Here is a 21,404-nt window from a genome sequence, read left to right on the forward strand (position 1 = left end):
AAAGTACTCTAAACACGAATTATATATCTTCAGCATCAATAATTTCTGGTAGATTTATTATATTTCATAAAAATAATAACCTACCTAACCATGTATGCCAATCCGAAGAAGTCGTCCGAATCAAAGGCAACTACCACTACTCAAAAAAAACAGTCCGACTCATCTACGCGCATTTATGATCTGCGTCCGGAGCACACTATTCAAAGAAAACTACAATCTGAAGCTAATCAAAGTCCGCAAGTCCAAGCCAATCAAACTGGCCTGCCTGATCAGCTAAAAGCTAGTATTGAGGGGCTTTCTGGTCACTCACTGGACGATGTGAAGGTCCATTATAATTCTGCCAAACCAGCCCAGCTTCAAGCGCATGCTTATGCTCAAGGGTCGCAAATCCATCTCGCATCGGGACAAGAGAGGCACCTGCCACATGAGGCGTGGCATGTCGTCCAACAAAAACAAGGAAGGGTAAGACCCACCAAACAAATGAAAGGCGGTGTTGCCATCAACGATGACGCGGGATTGGAAAGAGAGGCTGATGTGATGGGAGCCAGAGCTCTGCAACTAAAGAGCACCGGTAGATTACAAACTGAACCTGATACTATAACAAAAGCAGCACTTCACACTTCTCAACTACGAAGTGCTGTGATTCAGCGCACCATCACTGTGGACCACATTGATTATGACCCGGTGGCAGGTGCCTACAGAGATGGTATAATTGAGGTAGATCCGTTTTTCGATGCCCTGAGAGTATCTCTTTGGGCCATGGCCGCATTCAATGGTTTTCGAGCACAATGGCAAAATGTAAGAGGAGTAGTTTCTCTCATGAATTTCAACAACCCGGATATCCCGCAACTCGCCACCGCCATCAGAGCTGCAATAGTTGCTGAATACGGCAATCGAGGTTTGGTCATAGCAGGCGGTTTACTTGCCGGAATGACTGCTCCCATAACAACCGCCCTTACTACAAACATTAGAGCCGATCATCAAATGGCGATGGATGCCGGAGAACAAAACGTTTTCGATGCCTTGATCGCTGCGGCTGGAGTGGCTGCCTCTCGTGCAAAAGGTGCCCCAACTCAAGTGGCACAAAATCAATTGAATGGAGGTACAAATGGTCAGGTCAATGCCCGATTAGCAGAAATAGCTGCTGAAAGAGCCAGATGGAATATTGCGATGACCAATGCTGAGTACAAGAATTACTTCTTCTCCTCAGTAGACCAGTTCGCCCCGGAAATAATAGGCCGACAGAACGGGATAAGATATCAGGGAAATCACACCAATCTCGCTGGATGGCTCCCAGCTGTGGCTGTACCTGTAGATGTAGTACCTGCAGCCAGAGCTGCCATTCGAGCGGCCATGTCTAACAGACTAAAACGTGTATTGAGAGATCCTGCATGGTCTGATCGTCTAGGCTTCACCGGTCCACATGCTGCCAGACCTAACCCTCTTGGAGCAGAATTCAATGCACTCGTCGCAGCCCATGTAACACCGATCGGTACACCAGCGCTTCAGCAGAGCGCAATCGATGCGCTTTGTCAAGGTGTATCTGCCTATATAGAATTTAGTATGGGTGGAGGATTTAGCAGATTTGTATACGATCCGGTAAATGATCGAAAATACATTACAGCTCATTACAAGTGGCGGGATGGCTACAACCCTTTCTTTAGAGTGAATTAAGTACAATTTGATCGTACAGACATCACATTCCTAGTCGCTTCATTATTAAACCATCCACCTGCTGACAGAGCGTTAGGGGTTTTAGTGTACGCCAATTGGAGATTTCAAGTGGCCCACCAAAGTTGATATAACTGTCTAGATTATAATTAGTCATTTCGTCAATGACAAAGTCCCGGAAGCCGATACCCACAAGCCAACCGTCGTCTATGTCTTCAAACCATTCCTCATAGTAGCTATCATCCGATCCATGAAAGTTGAGCACATTTTCCCCAATCAGTACAAACTTATTTATCCCTTCCAAATGAAGTTCATCTATTACATTTCGTTTGAGATGCATCACATCGTTGTGCACAGCATCATTCCACTCACCGATGAACTCTATCACCACATAGCCAGCTTCATATTCTGCGAATAAGATTTTAGCGTAGAGGGTTTCGGAGCCTATATTGTCCCATCCCGGATCGATGTAATAACCATATATAGTCTCGGAGTACAAATCATAATTGTATTCTAACCCATGAAATGGTGAAAACTCATCGCTGGATGACTCATAATATTTTAACCAGCCGCTATAGGGTTCTATATTATGCATCAGAATTTCTGAAGTGATCAACTGCTTTGCGAACTGAACCATGTTCGGCCACCAGAACTTCCGCTTCGGCCTGTCCGAGCTGGGTCTCCTCCATGACCATTCGAATGGCACGATCGACCAATTTATCATTGCTCAATTGCATGTCCACCATCTTGTTGCCCTGCACATGACCGAGCTGGATCATCGTGGTGGTAGAAATCATATTGAGAACCAATTTCTGGGCTGTACCTGCTTTCATTCTTGTACTACCGGTGACAAACTCGGGTCCTACTATCACTTCTATTGGGAATTGAGCAGTTTTTGCCAGTTGACTTCCTTCATTGCATGTAATACAGCCTGTAACCAAGCCCATTTCATTGGCTTTAGACAAGCCTCCTATCACATAAGGTGTAGTGCCTGAAGCGGCAATTCCTATCAGCACGTCATCTTGATTGATTTCATATTCCATTAAATCCTGCCAGGCTTGGTTTGGGTCATCCTCCGCATTTTCCACCGACTTGCGAATGGCACCATCCCCTCCAGCAATCACCCCTACCACCTTGCCGTGCGGCAAACCATAAGTCGGAGGTATCTCTGAGGCATCCACCACTCCTAATCTCCCACTGGTACCTGCTCCGATATAAAAAAGCCGACCACCATTAGACATCTTTGCCACCACCTGTGTCACCAATTCTTCGATCTGTGGAATGGTCTTTTGTACAGCTAGTGGTACACCTTGGTCCTCATTATTGATGTTAGTCAACAATTCGTTAACTGTCATTTTTTGTAAATCACTGTACTTGGATGAGGATTCTGTGGTACTATTCATGATTCAAAATTGAAGGAATAGAATGGAAAAACTAAATTAATTGCACAGAAAAAATAGAAACCTTTTCTATTCTATGCAACTGGCGGGTTTATTGACTTAAGCAAACTAATGAATGTACAGCTAATTTTGAATTCGAATTATCGCTTTGGCTGGTGATATTGAGTTAGGCCATCGATTGGCCCGACAACCACCTCCTGGATGTTGATACCCAGATCATCGCCTACTTTGCGTAGCACCTCTCCATAGTGAAAGGCCACCGACCCGGTAAAATGCACAGGCAAATCAGCGTAGTTGGTGTATTTCATTACATTCAATTCTACAAATTTTTTGAAGGCCTGGTAGACCATATTGTATATCATTGGGTCCTTCAAGTACTTGAAAATGAATTTTGAGAAGCTCGACAGATAAAGAATTGGCATGTGGTGGTGGTAGATATTTTCCAGAATATCATGAGGCTCAAGATTGAATTCTTCATAGAATTGATTAGCAACCGCTTCGGGTAATTCCTTCTTAAAATAATGAGTTAGAAACTGCTTACCCAAGTAGTTGCCACTCCCCTCATCACCCAAAATATATCCAAGTGATCTTACATTTTCTATGATACCAATACCGTCATACAAACATGAGTTTGATCCTGTCCCCAGGATGCACGCAATACCTTTCTCTATCCCACACAGAGATCTCGCGGCGGCCAGCATATCGTGATTGATCTCAATTTTAGCCTTAGGAAAAAGCTGCATGAAACAATCCCTTATCGTCTGTTTGTTTTTCACAGATGAGCACCCTGCTCCATAAAAGTAAATTTCATTTACCGGTGCGTCTATGTATTCTATCAATCCCATTCGCATGACCTCCAAAATGCCAGAGGCGTCCAAATAGTATGGATTGATCCCACCTGATCGTGCATGAAAAACACTTTGTTTCGAATCAATGATTCTCCATTCTGTTTTAGTCGAGCCACTTTCTGCAATTAGAATCATATAGTTTCTAGAGATTTAGCGCATCCAATCGTCCGATGCCAGGTTCGAAAATAACAAATAAATAAAGATTCATTTCTAGTTGTTAGAAAATAATGAAAGGTATTTCAATTGTCCCTCGCACCCTTTATTATTGAATCAAAATTCAAAATACTCAGATGATCCGTCAACTCATATTTTCCATAGCCATAATTTTATTCAGTTCTTTAGCTTTTGCTCAGAACAAGGCAGACGCCAATGAAATTATGAGTATTCTGGAGAATTTCGAAGGACGCTGGCAAGGTACAGCGACTGCATATTTTCCCAGAGACAAAAGCCTTGAAAATCGGAATGAAACAATCGAAGCTGTAGGTGAAAAAGTCCTCAAAGACTCGTACGTTGAACTGCGATCTACCTGGACTCAGGCCAATGGAGACTATCGAAGTTTAATCACCTTCTGGAATTATCATATCAAAAAAGATAGCTTTCAGATATTATATCTCTATGACAACTGGCCGGGTCGAGTAGATTACGCCTTGGACTATGATTCTGCCACCCGTACCTTCAAGGGGTATGACACCTTCGTTGCCAAAGGCGGAATTCAGGCCGAAGAAAAAGTAGAATGGGTCATCTCCGAAGATGGCAATGAAATTAAAAGTACCGAGTATAATCATTTGGCCACCGACCCTGACGACTACTGGCCAGTCACTTTTGAATTTGTCCTAAGAAGAGAAGAGTAAGGTATTCATACTCTGACGACCTCATCAAAATAATACTGAAAATTAGTAGCTAGGAAGTTCAAACCACCTGTCATACCAACAGCAGCAAGCCCTTATTAGTTTTTGTTTTAAAACATAAAAAAAGGCTTTTTAATCTTAATTATGTATAATATTGTAAATAAGACTATTATATAGTTCTTATTTATAAATAATATTTATTTTAAGATGTCATTAAAATCAGTATCTGAGAAGCAAATAATTGATAGGTTAAAATTCGAAAATCCATGGTGGGTTCGTAAAGAAATTGAAGATTTCTACAATGAAATGCCTCGTAGATTATATTTTGATCTTTTCAAACCTCAAGTTTACGAAACTGAAATAAAGCGGGCTCTCATTCTGATGGGGCCCAGAAGGGTCGGTAAGACGGTGATGTTGTATCATACAGTTCAGGATTTAATCGATTCTGGCATTCCACCGAACAGGATAATATTTATTACTGTAGAAAGTCCTGTTTATTTTAATATAGGATTGGATGAAATGCTGCAATATGCCATCCAGGCAGCAGGGGTGGATGAGGCTTCTGAACTATTCGTTTTCTTTGATGAAATCCAATATCTAAAAAATTGGGAAGTGCATCTCAAATCCCTTGTGGATAGCTATAAAAAATGCAAGTTTATCGCTTCTGGCTCAGCGGCAGCTGCACTAAAGTACAAAAGCCTGGAAAGTGGAGCAGGGCGATTTACAGATTTCCTGCTACCCCCACTTACATTTAATGAATATGTCCATCTAAAAAATTTAGATACTCTAATCATTCCTTCAAAAGTGCAATGGAAAGGTTCTGACAAAACCTTTTACTCTACTACTCATATTGAAGAATTGAATCGACACTTTATTGATTATCTCAATTTTGGAGGTTATCCGGAGGTGATATTTTCTGAAAAAATACAAGCAAACCCCGGGCGTTTTATAAGGCAAGACATTATTGACAAAGTATTATTGAGAGACTTACCTAGCTTGTACGGCATTAGAGACTTGCAAGAATTGTATTCGCTATTTACAACAATAGCATACAATACTGGTAACGAATTTTCCTTAGAGACCTTAAGCAAGGAATCTGGCGGAGTAAAAAAACAAACTATAAAAACATATATCGAATATCTGGAATCTGCATTTTTAATCAAAACAGTGAAAAGAGTTGGGCAAAACTCAAAACGATTTCAAAGAGATAATTTTTTCAAAATTTATCTAACTAATCCTTCTCTTAGAGCAGCTTTATTTTCTCCACTTTCCGCTACAGATGACATGATTGGAAATATGGTGGAAACCGCGATTTATGCACAATGGATGCATAGGGACTGGTTCACACCTTGGTATGCTAGATGGCAAAATGGAGAGGTGGATATGGTTTCGCTATCAGAATCCAATTTTCGACCGATTTGGGCATTGGAAGTAAAGTGGTCGAATAGGTATTTTGAGAAACCAAGAGGGTTAAAAAGTCTCTTGAAGTTTAGTCAGGAAAATAAATTATCGAATGTGCTGGTCACTTCGATTGATAAAGAAGGAAGCCAGCAATTGGAAGGTATCAATTTACACTTCTTTCCGGCAGCCACCTATGCCTATACCGTCGGGAGGAATACCCTGGATATGAAAGGCGTATGATCGGAGATCCAATAACTAATAATTTGACGTTAGACCAACCTTCCAATCACCTCAAACTTCTCAAAGACCTTACCAGTATGTGGAGCGTCGGTGAGTTCTTCTGTCAGGTCTTGACCCGCCCAGTGCTCGTAGTGCTGCCCTTTTCTCCAAAGCCTGGAGGCGGAGACATCATAAATATTTTTCTGATAGGCTACCCAAATTTCTTCACGATCCTGGCCATTGCGCAAAGCCAATTGTTGGCGACTGTAGATGGGAAGTTTCATTAGTTTTCCAGGGTGACTACAGTGATCCCGGCACCTCCCTGCTCCACGTGCTCATCTTTTGCGCTGATGATTTTATTGTTTTCCCGGAGGACATTACGTACCAGTTCGCGAAGTACACCATGGCCTTTTCCATGAAGGATTTTCACCTCTTTTTGACCTAGTAAAAGTGCCTCGTCTATGTAATATTCAACTTTCCCAATCGCTTCCTCTGCACGTACACCTCTGATATCGAGCGTAGCCTTAAAGCCAGTCATCTTTTCATTCAGATTGATACCGGACATTTGCTGCACTCTGCTTTCTGTAGATTTTTTAAACTCTTTGGAGGAGATTTTTAATAGATCCTTGAGCTTCACTCTGGATTTCAATCCCCCAAGAGAAATTTCTGCCTGATTTCCTTTGATACTCTCGACTTCGCCAACGGCACCAGATTTCACCTGCACCTTATCTCCTACTTCAATTTGACTGGTATCTACTTTTTTAGGCTCTTCTGTTTGCTGCGCCGGTTTAGCTACTTTTTTGGCATGTACTTTCAGCGCTTCCCTGGCCTGGGTGGTTCTTTGCTGATCTGCCTTCGATTCTTTGATCTCCTTGATAGTTGCCTCTATTTTCTTATTCGAGGTCTCTATCATTCTTGAAGCCTCCTCTTTGGCCTGCTTGATGACTTTGTTTTTTTCTTTGTCTAAGTATTTTTTCAGATCCTCGTAGTCCTTAATGGCTAATGTCAATCTGGAATTTTTGGCCTCAATCGCCTTCTTTTCTTTTGCTATAAGGTTCTTCTCAGATTCTAACTCGCTCAGCAGTCGATCAAACTGCACATGAGATATCCCGGCTTTCTTTTTTGCTCTGTTGAGCATGTCAGGATTAAGGCCAATCTTGCCTGCAATTTCTAACGCAAAAGAACTTCCTGGCTTTCCTATCTCCAACTCATACATGGGCTCGAGCCGTTTGACATCAAACTTCATGGCGGCATTTACAATCCCTTTTTCTTTATCCGCGGCCTTTTTCAAGTTGCCATAGTGCGTTGTAATCGCGCCAAAAGCCTGAGCACGATTCAGTTCCAGCAATACCACCTCGGCTATAGCGCCGCCAAACTGAGGTTCGGTGCCTGTACCAAATTCATCAATCAGAAAGAGCGTGTTGCGCGTGGAGTGTTCGAGAAAGTACTTCATATTCGTAAGATGCGAACTGTAAGTACTCAGATCATTTTCTATGGACTGCTCATCACCTATATCAATAAAAATCGATTGGAACGTTCCGAATTCCGACTGCTCTCCCACAGAAACCGGGATTCCACACTGTGCCATATACTGAAGCAATCCAAGCGTTTTGATACACACAGATTTTCCACCTGCGTTGGGTCCGGAGATCAGCAGAACCCTGTTTTCTCTGGATAGTGTCAGGTCCAACGGAACAATTTTTTTGTTTTGTTCTTTCAAAGCAGCCTCCAAAATGGGGTGCCTTGCTTGCTTCCATTGTATCTTTTGCGACTTAGACAGCACTGGACAGGTACAGCTAAAATCGAGGCCAAACCGAGCTTTTGCACGAATAAAGTCCATGGTGCCCAGTACCTTGATGGCCTTTCTAATCTCAGGTAAGTTGACACGTAATTGATCTGTAAGCTCGGTCAGAATTCGAATAATTTCTCGCCGCTCTGCATATTTCAATTCACGGATTTCATTATTGATTTCCAGTGCCTCTGCTGGCTCCAGGTAGACCGTCTGTCCGGTGGCAGACTCATCGTGTACAAATCCCTTGATATGTCTTTTGTGCTCTGCCAGTAGGGGAATCACCATCCTGCCATCACGAATCGTCAACGAAGGAGACTCTGGGCAATAGCCGTGCTTCTGCGCATCTTTCAAGATTTTATTGACAGCCGTACGAGCTCTAATCTGACTTTTAGAAATCGCCGATCGGATGGACATCAACTCCCGGCTGGCATCATCTCTGAGCTTCCCTTTTTCATCTATTTTCCTATCCAGAGCGAGGTAAAGTTGATCATCCAAAGAAATAGGAGTTACCCGAATGGCCAGTACAGGGTATTCCTCCTGATTATTTTTGAAAAATTTAATCATTTTCAAGAGGGTGTCTATCACTAACTTGACCTCAAAAAATTCGTCTTCATCGAGGAAATTACCTTCTAATTCTGATCGTTTGAGCGAGGAGCTAACATCTGTATAATTGGATTGAGGGAAAGAATCTCCACTGGTGAGAATTTTCATGAATTCTCTCGTTTGATCCATCCATTCATTTATTTTATCCGAACGGATAGATAGCATTAGTTTGTCGACATACTCTTCTCCCAGGGAGCTGAGGCATCGATCCTTCACCAGTTGCTTCACTTTATCAAAGCCTAATTTTACTTCTATATCGTTTGGATATGAATTCAAAATTGAGAGTAGTTCTAGATGTTATTTTTCTTGAATTGGCTTTTCTACCAAACTTCTTGTGGTGCTGTTGACTTTTGTAGAATCTTTGGACACTTCAGGATCATTTATTTCTTGAAGTTCGGAATCCTCCTGGTAGCCTCTTTTCTGAATCACGTTGAGGCTGTCTACCACCACATTGTAGATACCGTCGAACACAGCCGGCTCAGACAAGTAATACTGATAGCTCTCCTCGTAACTGGACTTGTCGACGCCATACTTATCAAATATCTCTTGCTGCAACGTATTAAAAATCATGTGTGCAGAATCACTTGGCAGCCGAAGTTTATCCACTCTGGCCTCCAGGATATGGATATCAGTCAGCAGCTCTACCATCAATTCTGAAGGGATGGCTGCTTTCTTTTCTACCGTTGAAGTACATCCGAATCCGACGATAACATTTATTAACAAAAAATATTTTTTCACAAACCCAAATTATTAAGTAAAGCCTTAATTTTAGCGCCTCAAAAGTACAATGAATGAAGGACATCCTCAAGAAGCTTAGGAAATATGAGATCAGGATCAGGAAGGCCATCAATTCCCAGATGCAAGGGGATTATCATTCTATTTTTAAAGGCTCTGGTTTAGAATTCGACGATGTAAGATCCTACCAATATGGTGACGATGTCCGCAGCATAGATTGGAATGTATCAGCCAAAGGTCATGGAACTTTTGTAAAGACCTATAAAGAGGAGAAAGAACAGAATGTATTTTTCATCCTGGACGTCAGCGCTTCTCAGAATATTGGCAAGGAAGGGCAACAGAAGCTGGATATTTCCAAAGAGATTTGTGCGCTACTAAGCATCTCAGCAATTAAGGAAAGCAGCCAGGTAGGTTTGATTTGCTTTTCCGATCAGAAAGAAAAATACGTAAAACCAGGCAAAGGACTCAAGCACTCTTTTAATATTTTGTCAACGATTTTCAACCTGCAACCTAAATCAAAACAGACGGGTTTGGCCAATGGCATCCGTTTCACTCTGAATCTTCTGAAACGAAAGAGCGTGATTATTCTGATCTCAGATTTTGTGGATGAAAACTATGAGCATGATCTAAAGGCACTAGCCAAATCACATGATCTGGTCGTGATACAGATCTCTGACAAGCGTGAGTCTACATTTCCCAATCTTGGGATAATCCCTCTTCACGATCAGGAAAGTGGTAGAACCATCTGGAAAAACACCTCCTCAGGATCATTTCGAAAGCTGCTGGATCAGACATATGGCGAAAGGCAGCAAGAGTTAGAAAGATTTTGCCTGCGAAATCAGGCCAACTATGTCAACATTCTTACAGATGAAGATTATGTACCTAAACTAATTCGACTGTTTAAAGTGAGAAATAAAATGAAGAAAAGTGGGTAAAAGCATTTCAGTTGGCATATTATTCAGCTTAATTCTTTCTTCTACTTTCGCACAGGAAGTTTCGCCATATGGTAAATTCCAACAGGACAGCGTGATGATAGGAGAAGAAATACAGTATTCTTTGTCGGTGCGCTACCCGAAAGAGTGGAAAGTCATATTTCCTGATTCTACACATGATTTTGCTCCATTCGAATTCTACGAGAAGCAATATTTCCCGTCAAGGACAGACAGCACTCATGTATTTGATAGTGCAGTGTATAGGCTCTCTACATTTGAAATAGATCTAGTCCAACAACTGCAGTTGCCTGTCTATCTGCTGAATGGCAACGACAGCACCATTATTCGCTCCAATACTGACTCTGTACTTTTCAAAGAGCTAGTCGTACAGGTCCCTGACTCATTAAAGTTTAGAGAAAATCTAAGCTTTCAAGTTGTGGACTATGCCTTCAACTATCCTTATTTTATGTTGGGTTTAGGCATTTTTATTGTACTTGCCATCGGTTCTTTTTTAGTTTTTGGAAAATCCATTCGTGACAAAATCAAGCTTTATCGCATGAGAAAGGCCTACGAGAAGTTTTCGCTGCAGTTCGAAAGAGGGATCATCAAGATCAAACAAAGTGAAACCAACACCGCTCTAATAGAGGAGCAATTGGTGATTTGGAAAAAGTACATGGAAAAAATTGAGGACAGACCTTTCACCAAATACACCTCTAAAGAAATATTACAAATGGGATTTGAACAAGAACTCAAAGAGGTGCTGCAAAATATAGATATGTCCATTTATGGGGCCATTGACAGCGAAGAAATGCACAAAAACTTTGAGGCTCTTGAAGATTTTACTTTAGTTAGATATCAAACCAAGGTCAAGGAGGTGAAAAATGGGTGAACAACTGGATCAATCTAAAGATTGGTATGCCTGGCATTGGCTAAAACCAAGCACATTTGAAAATTTTCAATGGGAAAACCCGATCCTCCTCTACTGCTTTTTATTGCTGCCGTTGCTCATTCTTATATGGTGGGTGTGGAGTCTGAGCAAAAAGAAAAATCTCGCTATTGCTCTTATTAGCAAGGATATCAAGTGGAGTCCATCTGCAATGCTTCGTCATATTCCCAATCTAGTTTTTTGTCTTTTCGTCTCCTTTATCATAATTGCGTTAGCCAGGCCTCAAAAAACTAATGAAAAGGTGGAACAGTGGACAGAGGGAATCGATATCATGCTGGTGATTGATATTTCAGAATCCATGCAAATTGAGGATTTCAGGCCCAATAGACTTGAAGCAGCAAAAGACGTAGCACGCAAGTTTATTGGCGGTAGATTTCAAGACAGAATTGGATTGGTGGTGTTTTCTGGTGAAGCCTACTCCCGCTCTCCCCTGACTTCAGATTATGAACTTCTTGGAGAGTATATAGATGGTATTTCGTTCGACTTGATTGAGAAGGGAGGAACGGCTATTGGGAGTTCGCTGGCAGTCGCTACCAACAGAATGCGTGAATCAGAATCCAAATCCAAAGTGCTGATTCTACTCAGTGATGGCGACAATACTGCAGGGAATATTGACCCTATCACCGCGGCTGAGTTAGCCAGCGCTTACAATATCAAGATCTATACGATAGCCATTGGCAAAGAGGGTAAAGTGCCGTTTGGCAAAGATTTTTTCGGTCGTACTCGCTATGTAGAAAACACGCTTGATGAAACAACACTTAGAAAGATTGCTGAAATTGGTCAGGGACAATTTTATCGAGTATCTGACAACAAAGCGCTGGAAAGCGTTTTCGCCCTTATCGATAAATTCGAAAAGGCAGAAATCAAAGAAAACAGATTTAGAGACACTACAGACTTCTACAGTATTTACCTCAAGTGGGGCATCTGTTTCTTCCTTCTTTGGATGCTGCTCAAGTCTACCTTTGTAAGCAATATCCTTCAGGATTAGCCATCGAATTGACTATTTATAATTCGCCCACCAATTAGACTTTCGAACTTCTGCAGGAATAGAAATTATTTCTCCGACTTGTGGCGTATGCGTCTGTAGCTCGTTGGTATTGGCTGCCTCAATAAATCTCTCTACTGGGTCTTTCCATAAATGCAGAGCCAGATTGAATTTTCCCCAATGAATCGGCATAGCTACTCTTGCTTTCACATCCAAGGCTGCTTGCACGGACTGCTCAGGTTGCATATGGATATCTGGCCAATTGTCCTCGTTGTAGGCTCCACATTCGATCAGTGCCAAATCGAAGGGTCCAAATTTATTGCCGATCTCTTCAAAGCCATCGAAGTATCCAGAGTCACCGCTGAAATACATCTTTTGAGTCTTGCCTTCAATCACCCAGGATCCCCAAAGGGTAGCAAATTTATCCGTAAGACCGCGACCTGAAAAATGTCTCGTCGGCGCAAATGTCAACTTCAGACTATCTGCTAAATCAGCCGTATCCCACCAATCAAAGGTCTTAATGTTGGATGATTGGACACCCCAGCTTTCTAGATGAGCAGCTACACCAAGTGGCACATAAAACAGATTGACCTTGTCTATCAGTTGAGTAATCGTCGGATAATCCAGATGATCGTAGTGATCGTGAGAGATAATTACCAAATCTATTTCTGGAAGCTGGCTTACGTCCATGTGCTGAGAGTAGTCAAATTTTTTCGGCCCCATGAATGAAAACATAGAGGCGCGATCACCGAATACCGGATCAGCCAAAATTGTCTTCCCCTGCATTTTTATCAGAACCGAAGAGTGTCCAAACCAGCTCATCATAATCTCATCTTCAGATCTGGACTCCCACTGCTCTGCATCAAATGCAACTGTTTTGATTTGCCTCTCGGGCTCTCGTCCTTTGGTGTTGGTCATCATTTGATACATCACTGTGAAGTATTTCAAGAATGGGAATTCGGTGTTGGTTTTTACAGCATTGTGAAATTTATCTTCCTTATACTGTTTCGATGCCACGACCCGCTCAAGCAGTTCGCCAGATGGCTTCTCTCCTATTTGCGGTGCGGTATTAAAGAATATGATCACGAAGATCACTAAAGCCACGATAGCAGCCAGAATAGAAAATAAAGTCATTTTTAAAATTTTAAACATGTTAATTTTTTTTAATCCCATTCCATAAGATTTCAAACGAGGTTTGAATCAGTGCCTCTTGTTGGTCATTATTTTGCAGCGTGAGGTATTGGATGATTGATAAGAATTGGCTCGTAAATAAGGCCATCAAAAACTCGAAAGGCTGATTGATTATCAATCCATCAGCAATTGCCTTTTGCATCACCTCAGCTACAAATTTGTGATCCTCGCTCACCTCATCCATTGTAATTCTTGTCAGATAGGGTGAGTTTTTAAATTGCATGAGAAATTTAAATTTGTCCGGATTGGCAAGTCCCCAGTGCACAACCTCAACCCAAAAAGTATTGAGCTGATCTTTGAACGCCAGATTTGAATTTGAGAATACATGATGGTAGACCTGCATCTCCTTCTTTATTTCCAGATAAAGGTCATTCACGAGTTGATCTTTCGATTTAAAATAAAGAAATAATGTTCCGGTACCAACGCCAGCCTCTTTTGTGATCTTCGTGGTCGAAGTATTCTGAAATCCCAATGAACAAAACAGCCGAATGGCTGCCTCCATTATTTTTTCTTTTTTAGTCATAATGAGTGATTACTCAGTCAGTGAACGGATGATCATCATGTAAGTTGCTTACCTTAGAATAAATTAAATAATATTAACCTCAGGAATGATATCCACATTGAATTGGTCAAGGACCGACGTTCGAATACGGCCAGCCAAATCCTGGATCGCCTGACCCTTACCACAGCCATGATTCACCAGCACCAACGCCTGTTTATCATGTACACCGACCTCACCTTCTTTTTTACCCTTCCAACCGCATTGCTCTATGAGCCACCCAGCAGGGATTTTGACCAGTCTATCAGATTGTGGGTAGTTTGGCATATTTGGGTAAGTCTGACGGAGCTCTTCAAAATGACTCGTGGTAATCACTGGATTTTTGAAAAAACTGCCGGCATTTCCAATTTCCTGTGGATCTGGCAGTTTGGAACGTCTGATACTTATTACAGCATCACTGACCTGTTTTATCGACGGATTAATTATGCTCTTTTTGCTAAGTTCGTTTTCTATAGCTCCATAACTCGTATTCACCTTAGGTTGCTTACTTAGCTTTAAGGTGACTGAAGTAATAAAATATTGGCCTTTCAGCTCTTTTTTAAATACACTTTCTCTATAGCCAAAAGAACAGTCCGCTTTAGAAAAGTCTGAGATTTCCAGTGTAGATAAATTCAGTGCGGACAAAGATTCAAATACATCCGTAATCTCCACTCCATAGGCACCAATGTTTTGCATAGGCGCTGCTCCTACGGTACCGGGAATAAGAGATAGGTTTTCAATACCACCCCACCCATTTTCGATGCAGTGTAATACCAATTCATGCCAAACTTCTCCTGCACCAGATTCAACCCAAACATAATCTGCGTTTTCATCAACTATTTTGATACCTGTCAGTCGATTCAGGATGATCAACGGATAGGTGGGTACTGTCATTAGGACATTTGATCCTCCACCGAGCAAGATCGGCTTCATATCATGATCTCTGGCCCACTCAATGGCCTCAGCAATCTCCTGATTATTAGTGACTTCAATGAAATTTTCGGCGACAGCCTCTATTCCAAAAGTATTGAATTTTTTAAGTGAGATTTGCTTTAATATTTGCAACATGCCGCTGTGAAATTATCAGATAAGGTACTTAGCAGTTGCAATTTACCCAACACAAAAAATTATCTCAGTTTTTATTAGAAAAATGTTAAAAATTCACCTGTTTGGGGACTCAGAAATTCGTACTTTTGTCAGATTTTATTCGGGTAATTTGAGTCCTGTTTCAGTAATCGATTAAGACTATTGATTGGAAATCATTTCAGATAAAAAATATCCCGAACGAAGAATACAAAAAACGTCAAATGAGCGAAGAAAAGAAGCAAAAGAGCGGAGCACAAAAAGGTGATTATTCAGCAAGTAATATCACCGTCCTCGAAGGACTGGAAGCGGTAAGAAAAAGACCTGCGATGTACATTGGTGATGTTGGGTTCAAGGGCTTGCATCACATGGTCTGGGAAGTAGTAGACAACTCTATAGATGAGGCTCTGGCTGGACATTGTGATACAATTACAGTGACTATCAATGAAGACAATTCTGTCTCAGTATCGGATAACGGCCGGGGCATTCCTACAGACATGCACGAGAAGGAAGGACGATCTGCTCTGGAAGTAGTCATGACTGTATTACATGCAGGTGGTAAGTTTGATAAAGACACCTACAAGGTCTCTGGTGGACTACACGGTGTAGGTGTATCTTGTGTCAATGCACTTTCATCCATGCTTGAGGTCACCGTCCACAGAGGTGGTAAAATCTATAAGCAAGAGTACTCAGAAGGTATTCCGAAGTATTCTGTAAAGGAGGCTGGCACCACCGACATCACAGGTACATTCGTACATTTTCTACCTGATACCAGCATATTTACCGAGAGCGTATACAAATACGATACCGTTGCCACAAGACTGAGAGAGCTCTCTTTTCTTAACGCTGGAATTAAAATCTCGCTCACTGACAAAAGAGAAAAAGACGAAAATGGAGAATATCTCTTCGAAGATTTCTTTTCGGAAGGTGGTCTGGTAGAATTCGTCAATTATCTCGACGGATCAAGAGAAAAACTAATCCCCGTACCAGTATACATGGAAGGCGAAAAAGGTGATATACCTGTACAAGTGGCGCTGACTTACAACACATCATATACTGAGAATGTGGTTTCCTATGTCAATAATATCAATACCATAGAAGGCGGTACACACGTTGCGGGTTTCAGAAGGGCACTTACTCGTACTTTGAAATCATACGCGGACAAATCAGGGCTACTCGAAAAAGCCAAAGTGGAAATTGTAGGCGATGACTTCAGAGAAGGACTTACTGCGATCATTTCAGTGAAAGTACAGGAGCCTCAGTTTGAAGGTCAGACGAAGACCAAATTGGGTAACTCAGAGGCGATGGGTGCAGTAGATACCAGCGTAAGCGAAATTCTCAACAACTACCTGGAAGAGAATCCTAAGGAAGCCAGACTTATTGTACAGAAGGTAATCCTCGCTGCACAAGCCCGACAAGCAGCCCGTAAGGCTCGGGAAATGGTACAGCGTAAGAATGTGATGTCCGGCTCAGGGTTGCCAGGTAAGTTGGCCGATTGCTCGTCAAGAGATGCCGCAGAATGCGAAATATATCTGGTAGAGGGAGACTCTGCTGGTGGATCTGCCAAGCAGGGAAGAAACAGGAAATTCCAGGCCATACTGCCGTTGAGAGGAAAAATTCTGAACGTAGAAAAAGCACAAGAACACAGAATCTACGAAAACGAGGAGATCAAGAACATGATCACCGCACTTGGTGTAAAATTCGGTACCGAAGAAGACCCAAAAGCGCTGAATATGGAGAAGCTGAGGTATCACAAGGTAATCATCATGACGGATGCGGATATCGACGGTAGTCACATCCGAACTTTGATCCTGACTTTCTTCTTCCGATATATGAGAGACTTAATAGACAACGGGTTCTTGTATATTGCGCTGCCTCCATTATACCTCCTCAAAAAGGGTAAACAAGAGCGATATGCGTGGTCAGAAGATGATAGAGAACGCGTCACAAGAGAATTGGCCGGAGAAGGCAAGGAAGAGTCTGTAGGACTTCAAAGATATAAAGGTCTTGGAGAAATGAACCCGGAGCAGCTTTGGACTACTACTATGAATCCTGAAAATCGAAGTTTGAAGCAAGTGACCATAGAGTCAGCGGCTGAAGCTGATCATTTATTCTCCGTATTGATGGGTGATGAAGTTGCCCCTAGGAGAGAATTCATTGAGCGAAATGCTAAATATGCTAACGTAGACGTTTAATATTTTACGCAAAGACACGATAAAAAAAAGGACTTCTGATTAGAAGTCCTTTTTTTTATGTCTTATCTCGCTTATTACTGCTTGGTAATCGAAGCTGTATAGGAGCAACCGTCTTCATTGTCGTCCCAGCTCACATCACCAGTATTGCCGTCTATGGAATAAGTCACCGCCTGGCATCCAAAATCACCCGACCAACAAAGGTTGAGCGTGCTGCCATTGGCATATCCAAAACCTGTTCGTTCGGGCTCATCAGCAAATGTACCATTAAAGGCTCCTGTGGAGGAAAACGTATATGTCAGGCAATCCTGAGTACAGGTTCCATTGTCAGAATCATCGTCACATCCCGTAGCTGTAGCTGATTCGGATACCCAGGTACCTACGAGTTCAGAAGGAAATTCTGGCTGTACGATGGTTCCGGTATAAGTACACCCATCTTCGCTATCAGTCCAGGATACTGTGGTCACCAGTTCGCCAATGTCATAGGTCACGTCCGTACATTCTCCAGTGGGATCACATAGGCGTAAAGTATTTTCGTTGGCTGTGACCGTGCCCAAAATAGTCTGCCCGTTTAAAGAACCGCTAAATGCGCCTTCTTCAGTAAAAATGAATGAAAGACAGCCTACAGAACAGGTGCCGTTGTCTGAATCGTCTTCACACCCCGAAATAGTCAATTCAACTGAATTCCAGGTACCTTCCAAGGCCTCAGGAATATCTCCGAAACCCGAATCATCATCATCACTGCATGAACTGATCAATGCGGCCACAGTGAACAAGCCGCTAATAAGTAAATGATTTTTCATAATAAATTAAGTTAGTTATAGATATGAGGTTAGCCCCCATGCATCCATAAGAACCTAATTTATCCAATTTTATTTTGCCTGTCAATACCTAAAACCAGCGATATCCAGCCTAAAATCAGAAAAACACCGCCTACAGGAGTGATAGCGCCAAAGTATCCAATATTGCTAATACTCAAAATATATAAGGATCCGCTAAAGACGACAATTCCGGCGGTAAAGAAATAAACTGCTCGTTTCAGCCATTTCTCGGCGACCTGTCCATTCACAAGGCCAAGAACAAGTAAAGCCAATGTATGGAAAAATTGATAGCGTACAGCAGTTTCAAAAACCTCCAGTCTACCATTAGCTATCAGAAGGTCTTTCAGCGCATGTGCACCAAAGGCTCCAATGATCACCGAAATCGCTCCAAAAATGCTCCCGAGGAGCAATGCTTGCTTAGCCATTTTTCAATTCTTTATCAATGTCTATTAAAAATTGGTCCAATATGCCTTCCGTCACATGATCCATCACTACTACTTTCCACCAGGAAGGTGACTCATGGTCATCTGGCACGAGGAAATACTTGGCAGCCAAAGAAAGGGAAATAGGCTCTGGTTTCAAAGTCACAATGTTCATTCTAGGATGCCTATAGAATTTCAGACCGCGTTTGGTCAATTGAGCACAGAGCCACTCAGTACGATCAAGTAGCTCCTCTATCTTTGCCTTCCAACCTGCTGATCCATAGGCTCGTAGTATCATCCAAATTGCTACTGCATTGGCACCAGAGCGGCTTCCCACCAGGGTATAGTCCTTCCCTTTTACATAGTTGGCTTCCTTGGTCATAGCATACTCTATGTACCCCTTCCGAATCAGAGCAATGCCAGTACCATATGGAGACTGTAGCATCTTGTGCGCATCCAATGAAAACGAGATCACATGCTTGTTTTGAAAGGAGTATAAGGGGTCTTCTGTAGAAAAAGGATAAATAAACCCTCCATAAGCTCCATCCACGTGGATTTTAAAATTCAACCCAAGTGACTCCAGCGAATCTATTGTTGAGGCCATATCGTCTACCGACCCAAACATGGTTGTAGACATATTCATCACCACGATAAAATTTTTGATGCCCTGCTTTTCGGCCTCTTTTAATTTTGCTTTTAGTTGGTCCTGATCAATGAGGCGTGTTTCCTGATCTACATCAGCTACTATTGACTGTATACAAAGTAGATTGCCCCCTTTAGGCATAGAATAATGTGCATCAGCAGAATATACAATCGCTATTTCATCCAATGAAGCACCATGCACTTCCATGAAATAATTGCGCATCACCCAAAATGCCTGAATATTGGCCTCAGTGCCACCAGAGGCCACATAGCCATCGACAGAGTCCGGTTCTGCACCAAAAATTTGCGTGGCACAAATATCAATAAGCTCTCGTTCTAGCTGCTGCGTACCTTTAAAAACAGGCTCAGAATCCCCTAGTGTATGGCATCCAATGTGATTTGGATTGGCTACCATCGTGCTCATAAATGGAGCATCACCCAAAAAAGGAGCATCCGAATAGAAGACCTTAGAGTCTAGATATGAGGCTGGTAATCCTATTGGGGGTGAATCCCGGTAGTTCAGGTTATTTCCAATCGCCTCAAAAACGACACTGTTTATTTTTTGCCTACTGTACTTTTCCCAATGCATGTTATCCTAAATTTTAAGCGTCACAAATTTAACCCTTACACTTATTCGAAAACCATCAAAGCATATGTTTTCCATGCAGGAGAATTTAAAATGACAATCCAGTTAAATTCAAGAATAATATTCCAATCCGTTTTTTTATTCAAGTTCTATTTTTATGTCAAACGATCGGGTAAAAGTTGTCATTTTATCAATTCACAAAATATAATTTTGTTTCGAAAATTAACTTTGATTTGTCGTCAAAAAGACACAATTATTTTACGGTATTTAATGCCGCAAAAGCGTGTGATATTCCCATTTTCAATAATAATATTCCGTGATTATTAAAACTTGTAATATTTAATTGGTGAAACTTAAAATTCTAAATAAAACCTCTCAAAAAGCTCTGTTCAGCATTTTATTAAAGATAAGGGGTTCATTTCCACTAAATGTTTTTGCAGTGTTAAAGGTTAAATTCTCAATTTGTTGATACATAGCAGATGTATCTGACAAAGAACTAAGTGAGCTTATGAGCGTCGCAGTCTTACAAATTTTGAGGCCAACATTTAACATCCAATTTGTCGGTTTTTCTATTGCTAACATTTGAGAAAATCTGACATTAATTACTCATTGGATTAAACGAAATTCAATCAGTAATTTTCTCATAATAAAAAAAACGAGGTTTTGGTTTTCCTCGTTTTTTTTTATGTTTAACCTATGCATCGCAGACACCTTCTTTTTTTCGTACTGCCATTACTCTTTCCATACTTTTTAATCGCTCAACCACCCACGGTTAGGGTGGCCTTGGCGTCAAGTCTCATGCCTGCTATCGAAGAAATCAAAACGCTATTTGAATCACAGTCGCATGTAAGCATTGAATTGATACCTGGAGCCTCTGGCACATTAGCCAATCAGATTATATATGGTGCCCCTTATGACATTTTTATTTCAGCAAACAAAAAGTACACTCTGATTCTAAACCAAAAAGGACTACTAATACAAAAACCCTCCGATTGGGTCAGAGGAAAGCTGGTGCTGTGGTCGGACAAAAAAATTCAAGACTGGTCAGAGGAAAACTCTGCCAGCCAAATTGGTGCCCTTCTGATTCACCCCGAAACCAAAAGCATTGCCATTGCCCAACCTGGGTTGGCTCCATATGGTGATGCCGCCAAATCATACCTCAACAGCCTTGGACTCAAAAGTCAAATTGATGATAAATTGATATATGGAAACAATATTTCAATTACGAATCAATACATCTATACAAGAAGCGCCAATGTCGTAATCACTTCGCTTACCTCAAAAATTGCACTCATCGATCGTAGCACAGGATACTGGTATCCGATAAACTATCCTGCAGAATTAATCCAAACTGTAGGAATATTACAAAATTCCTCACCAGAGGCATCTGATTTTTACGATTTTCTATTCACAGCACCCTGTCTGTCAATATTAGCGTCCTATGGATATATACAGATGTAACAATTTATAGTAGCGTAAATACTTTTACATCTTGAAATAGTACAATTTTCACACATTTTCATTGCCAATATCACTAAATCTATCGGTG

General features: G+C 41.5%; 20 protein-coding genes. 8 read left to right on the top strand and 12 right to left on the bottom strand.

Annotated features, from left to right (window positions below; all coding sequences use genetic code 11):
- Positions 1-90 precede the first annotated feature (90 nt).
- Entirely contained in the window at positions 91-1,674 is a 1,584-nt protein-coding gene (locus tag ABJF11_RS13300; protein ID WP_348120363.1) for a DUF4157 domain-containing protein, read from the top strand.
- 22 nt (positions 1,675-1,696) lie between these two features.
- Here the strand turns inward: ABJF11_RS13300 and ABJF11_RS13305 are convergent, their stop codons facing one another.
- From ABJF11_RS13305 to ABJF11_RS13315, 3 genes are all read right to left on the bottom strand, one after another.
- Positions 1,697-2,266, bottom strand: coding sequence for a hypothetical protein (locus tag ABJF11_RS13305; protein WP_348120364.1), 570 nt, complete (start codon positions 2,264-2,266; stop codon positions 1,697-1,699).
- Positions 2,259-3,074 (bottom strand): N-acetylmuramic acid 6-phosphate etherase, encoded by an 816-nt coding sequence (gene murQ, locus ABJF11_RS13310; RefSeq protein WP_348120365.1) that lies wholly within the window; start codon positions 3,072-3,074, stop codon positions 2,259-2,261. Before murQ ends, ABJF11_RS13305 begins: the two co-directional genes overlap by 8 nt.
- Before the next feature lie 137 nt (positions 3,075-3,211).
- Positions 3,212-4,054: an N-acetylglucosamine kinase gene (locus ABJF11_RS13315; RefSeq protein ID WP_348120366.1), complete on the bottom strand. Its 843-nt coding sequence runs from the start codon at positions 4,052-4,054 to the stop codon at positions 3,212-3,214.
- Between the two features lie 155 nt (positions 4,055-4,209).
- On the opposite strand from ABJF11_RS13315, the gene ABJF11_RS13320 reads away from it, so the two are divergent.
- Both ABJF11_RS13320 and ABJF11_RS13325 read left to right on the top strand, forming a co-directional pair.
- Complete coding sequence (locus ABJF11_RS13320) at positions 4,210-4,770, top strand: hypothetical protein (protein WP_348120367.1); 561 nt, start codon at positions 4,210-4,212, stop codon at positions 4,768-4,770.
- 204 nt (positions 4,771-4,974) lie between these two features.
- Positions 4,975-6,408 carry an ATP-binding protein gene (locus ABJF11_RS13325; protein WP_348120368.1) on the top strand — a complete coding sequence of 478 codons (1,434 nt, stop codon included), beginning with the start codon at positions 4,975-4,977 and terminating at the stop codon, positions 6,406-6,408.
- Between the two features lie 29 nt (positions 6,409-6,437).
- On the opposite strand, the gene ABJF11_RS13330 is transcribed toward ABJF11_RS13325, so the two are convergent.
- Genes ABJF11_RS13330 through ABJF11_RS13340 form a run of 3 tightly spaced genes read right to left on the bottom strand, consistent with a single transcriptional unit; the run spans position 6,438 to position 9,520 of the window.
- Complete coding sequence (locus tag ABJF11_RS13330) at positions 6,438-6,671, bottom strand: cytochrome b5 domain-containing protein (protein ID WP_348120369.1); 234 nt, start codon at positions 6,669-6,671, stop codon at positions 6,438-6,440.
- Positions 6,671-9,058, bottom strand: a complete 2,388-nt coding sequence (locus tag ABJF11_RS13335; protein WP_348120370.1) for an endonuclease MutS2 — start codon at positions 9,056-9,058, stop codon at positions 6,671-6,673. Before ABJF11_RS13335 ends, ABJF11_RS13330 begins: the two co-directional genes overlap by 1 nt.
- 21 nt (positions 9,059-9,079) lie before the next feature.
- Positions 9,080-9,520, bottom strand: coding sequence for a DUF4296 domain-containing protein (locus ABJF11_RS13340; protein ID WP_348120371.1), 441 nt, complete (start codon positions 9,518-9,520; stop codon positions 9,080-9,082).
- A 53-nt stretch (positions 9,521-9,573) separates the two neighbouring features.
- Here ABJF11_RS13340 and ABJF11_RS13345 point away from each other — a divergent pair, with 53 nt between their 5' ends.
- From ABJF11_RS13345 to ABJF11_RS13355, 3 genes are read left to right on the top strand one after another with little or no spacing between them, the layout of a single operon-like run.
- Entirely contained in the window at positions 9,574-10,452 is an 879-nt protein-coding gene (locus ABJF11_RS13345) for a DUF58 domain-containing protein (RefSeq protein ID WP_348120372.1), read from the top strand.
- The gene (locus ABJF11_RS13350; protein WP_348120373.1) at positions 10,445-11,338 is read left to right on the top strand and encodes a hypothetical protein; all 894 of its coding nucleotides are present in this window, start codon (positions 10,445-10,447) and stop codon (positions 11,336-11,338) included. The genes ABJF11_RS13345 and ABJF11_RS13350 overlap by 8 nt, the downstream gene beginning before the upstream one ends.
- On the top strand, positions 11,331-12,383 hold the full coding sequence (locus ABJF11_RS13355) for a VWA domain-containing protein (RefSeq protein WP_348120374.1): 1,053 nt from the start codon (positions 11,331-11,333) through the stop codon (positions 12,381-12,383). The genes ABJF11_RS13350 and ABJF11_RS13355 overlap by 8 nt, the downstream gene beginning before the upstream one ends.
- A gap of 12 nt (positions 12,384-12,395) precedes the next feature.
- Here the strand turns inward: ABJF11_RS13355 and ABJF11_RS13360 are convergent, their stop codons facing one another.
- The 3 genes from ABJF11_RS13360 to murB all read right to left on the bottom strand — a co-directional run bounded on the left by ABJF11_RS13360 (position 12,396) and on the right by murB (position 15,177).
- Positions 12,396-13,532, bottom strand: coding sequence for an MBL fold metallo-hydrolase (locus ABJF11_RS13360; RefSeq protein WP_348120375.1), 1,137 nt, complete (start codon positions 13,530-13,532; stop codon positions 12,396-12,398).
- A gap of 1 nt (position 13,533) precedes the next feature.
- The gene (locus ABJF11_RS13365) at positions 13,534-14,094 is read right to left on the bottom strand and encodes a TetR/AcrR family transcriptional regulator (protein ID WP_348120376.1); all 561 of its coding nucleotides are present in this window, start codon (positions 14,092-14,094) and stop codon (positions 13,534-13,536) included.
- A gap of 63 nt (positions 14,095-14,157) precedes the next feature.
- Complete coding sequence (murB, locus tag ABJF11_RS13370) at positions 14,158-15,177, bottom strand: UDP-N-acetylmuramate dehydrogenase (protein WP_348120377.1); 1,020 nt, start codon at positions 15,175-15,177, stop codon at positions 14,158-14,160.
- Between the two features lie 239 nt (positions 15,178-15,416).
- On the opposite strand from murB, the gene gyrB reads away from it, so the two are divergent.
- Positions 15,417-17,387 (top strand): DNA topoisomerase (ATP-hydrolyzing) subunit B, encoded by a 1,971-nt coding sequence (gene gyrB / locus ABJF11_RS13375; RefSeq protein WP_348120378.1) that lies wholly within the window; start codon positions 15,417-15,419, stop codon positions 17,385-17,387.
- Between the two features lie 74 nt (positions 17,388-17,461).
- Here gyrB and ABJF11_RS13380 read toward each other — a convergent pair whose 3' ends face one another.
- The 3 genes from ABJF11_RS13380 to ABJF11_RS13390 are packed head-to-tail and all read right to left on the bottom strand — an operon-like array spanning position 17,462 to position 19,858.
- A complete protein-coding gene (locus ABJF11_RS13380) occupies positions 17,462-18,187 on the bottom strand; it encodes a hypothetical protein (RefSeq protein WP_348120379.1) in 726 nt (241 codons plus the stop codon).
- 59 nt (positions 18,188-18,246) lie between these two features.
- The gene (locus ABJF11_RS13385) at positions 18,247-18,630 is read right to left on the bottom strand and encodes a DUF423 domain-containing protein (RefSeq protein ID WP_348120380.1); all 384 of its coding nucleotides are present in this window, start codon (positions 18,628-18,630) and stop codon (positions 18,247-18,249) included.
- Complete coding sequence (locus ABJF11_RS13390) at positions 18,623-19,858, bottom strand: pyridoxal-dependent decarboxylase (protein WP_348120381.1); 1,236 nt, start codon at positions 19,856-19,858, stop codon at positions 18,623-18,625. Before ABJF11_RS13390 ends, ABJF11_RS13385 begins: the two co-directional genes overlap by 8 nt.
- Before the next feature lie 693 nt (positions 19,859-20,551).
- Here ABJF11_RS13390 and modA point away from each other — a divergent pair.
- The gene (modA, locus tag ABJF11_RS13395) at positions 20,552-21,316 is read left to right on the top strand and encodes a molybdate ABC transporter substrate-binding protein (protein WP_348120382.1); all 765 of its coding nucleotides are present in this window, start codon (positions 20,552-20,554) and stop codon (positions 21,314-21,316) included.
- The last annotated feature ends 88 nt before the right edge of the window (positions 21,317-21,404 follow it).

Origin of the sequence: Reichenbachiella sp. (genome assembly GCF_039941815.1) — a bacterium.
In the GTDB taxonomy this organism is placed as follows: domain Bacteria; phylum Bacteroidota; class Bacteroidia; order Cytophagales; family Cyclobacteriaceae; genus Reichenbachiella.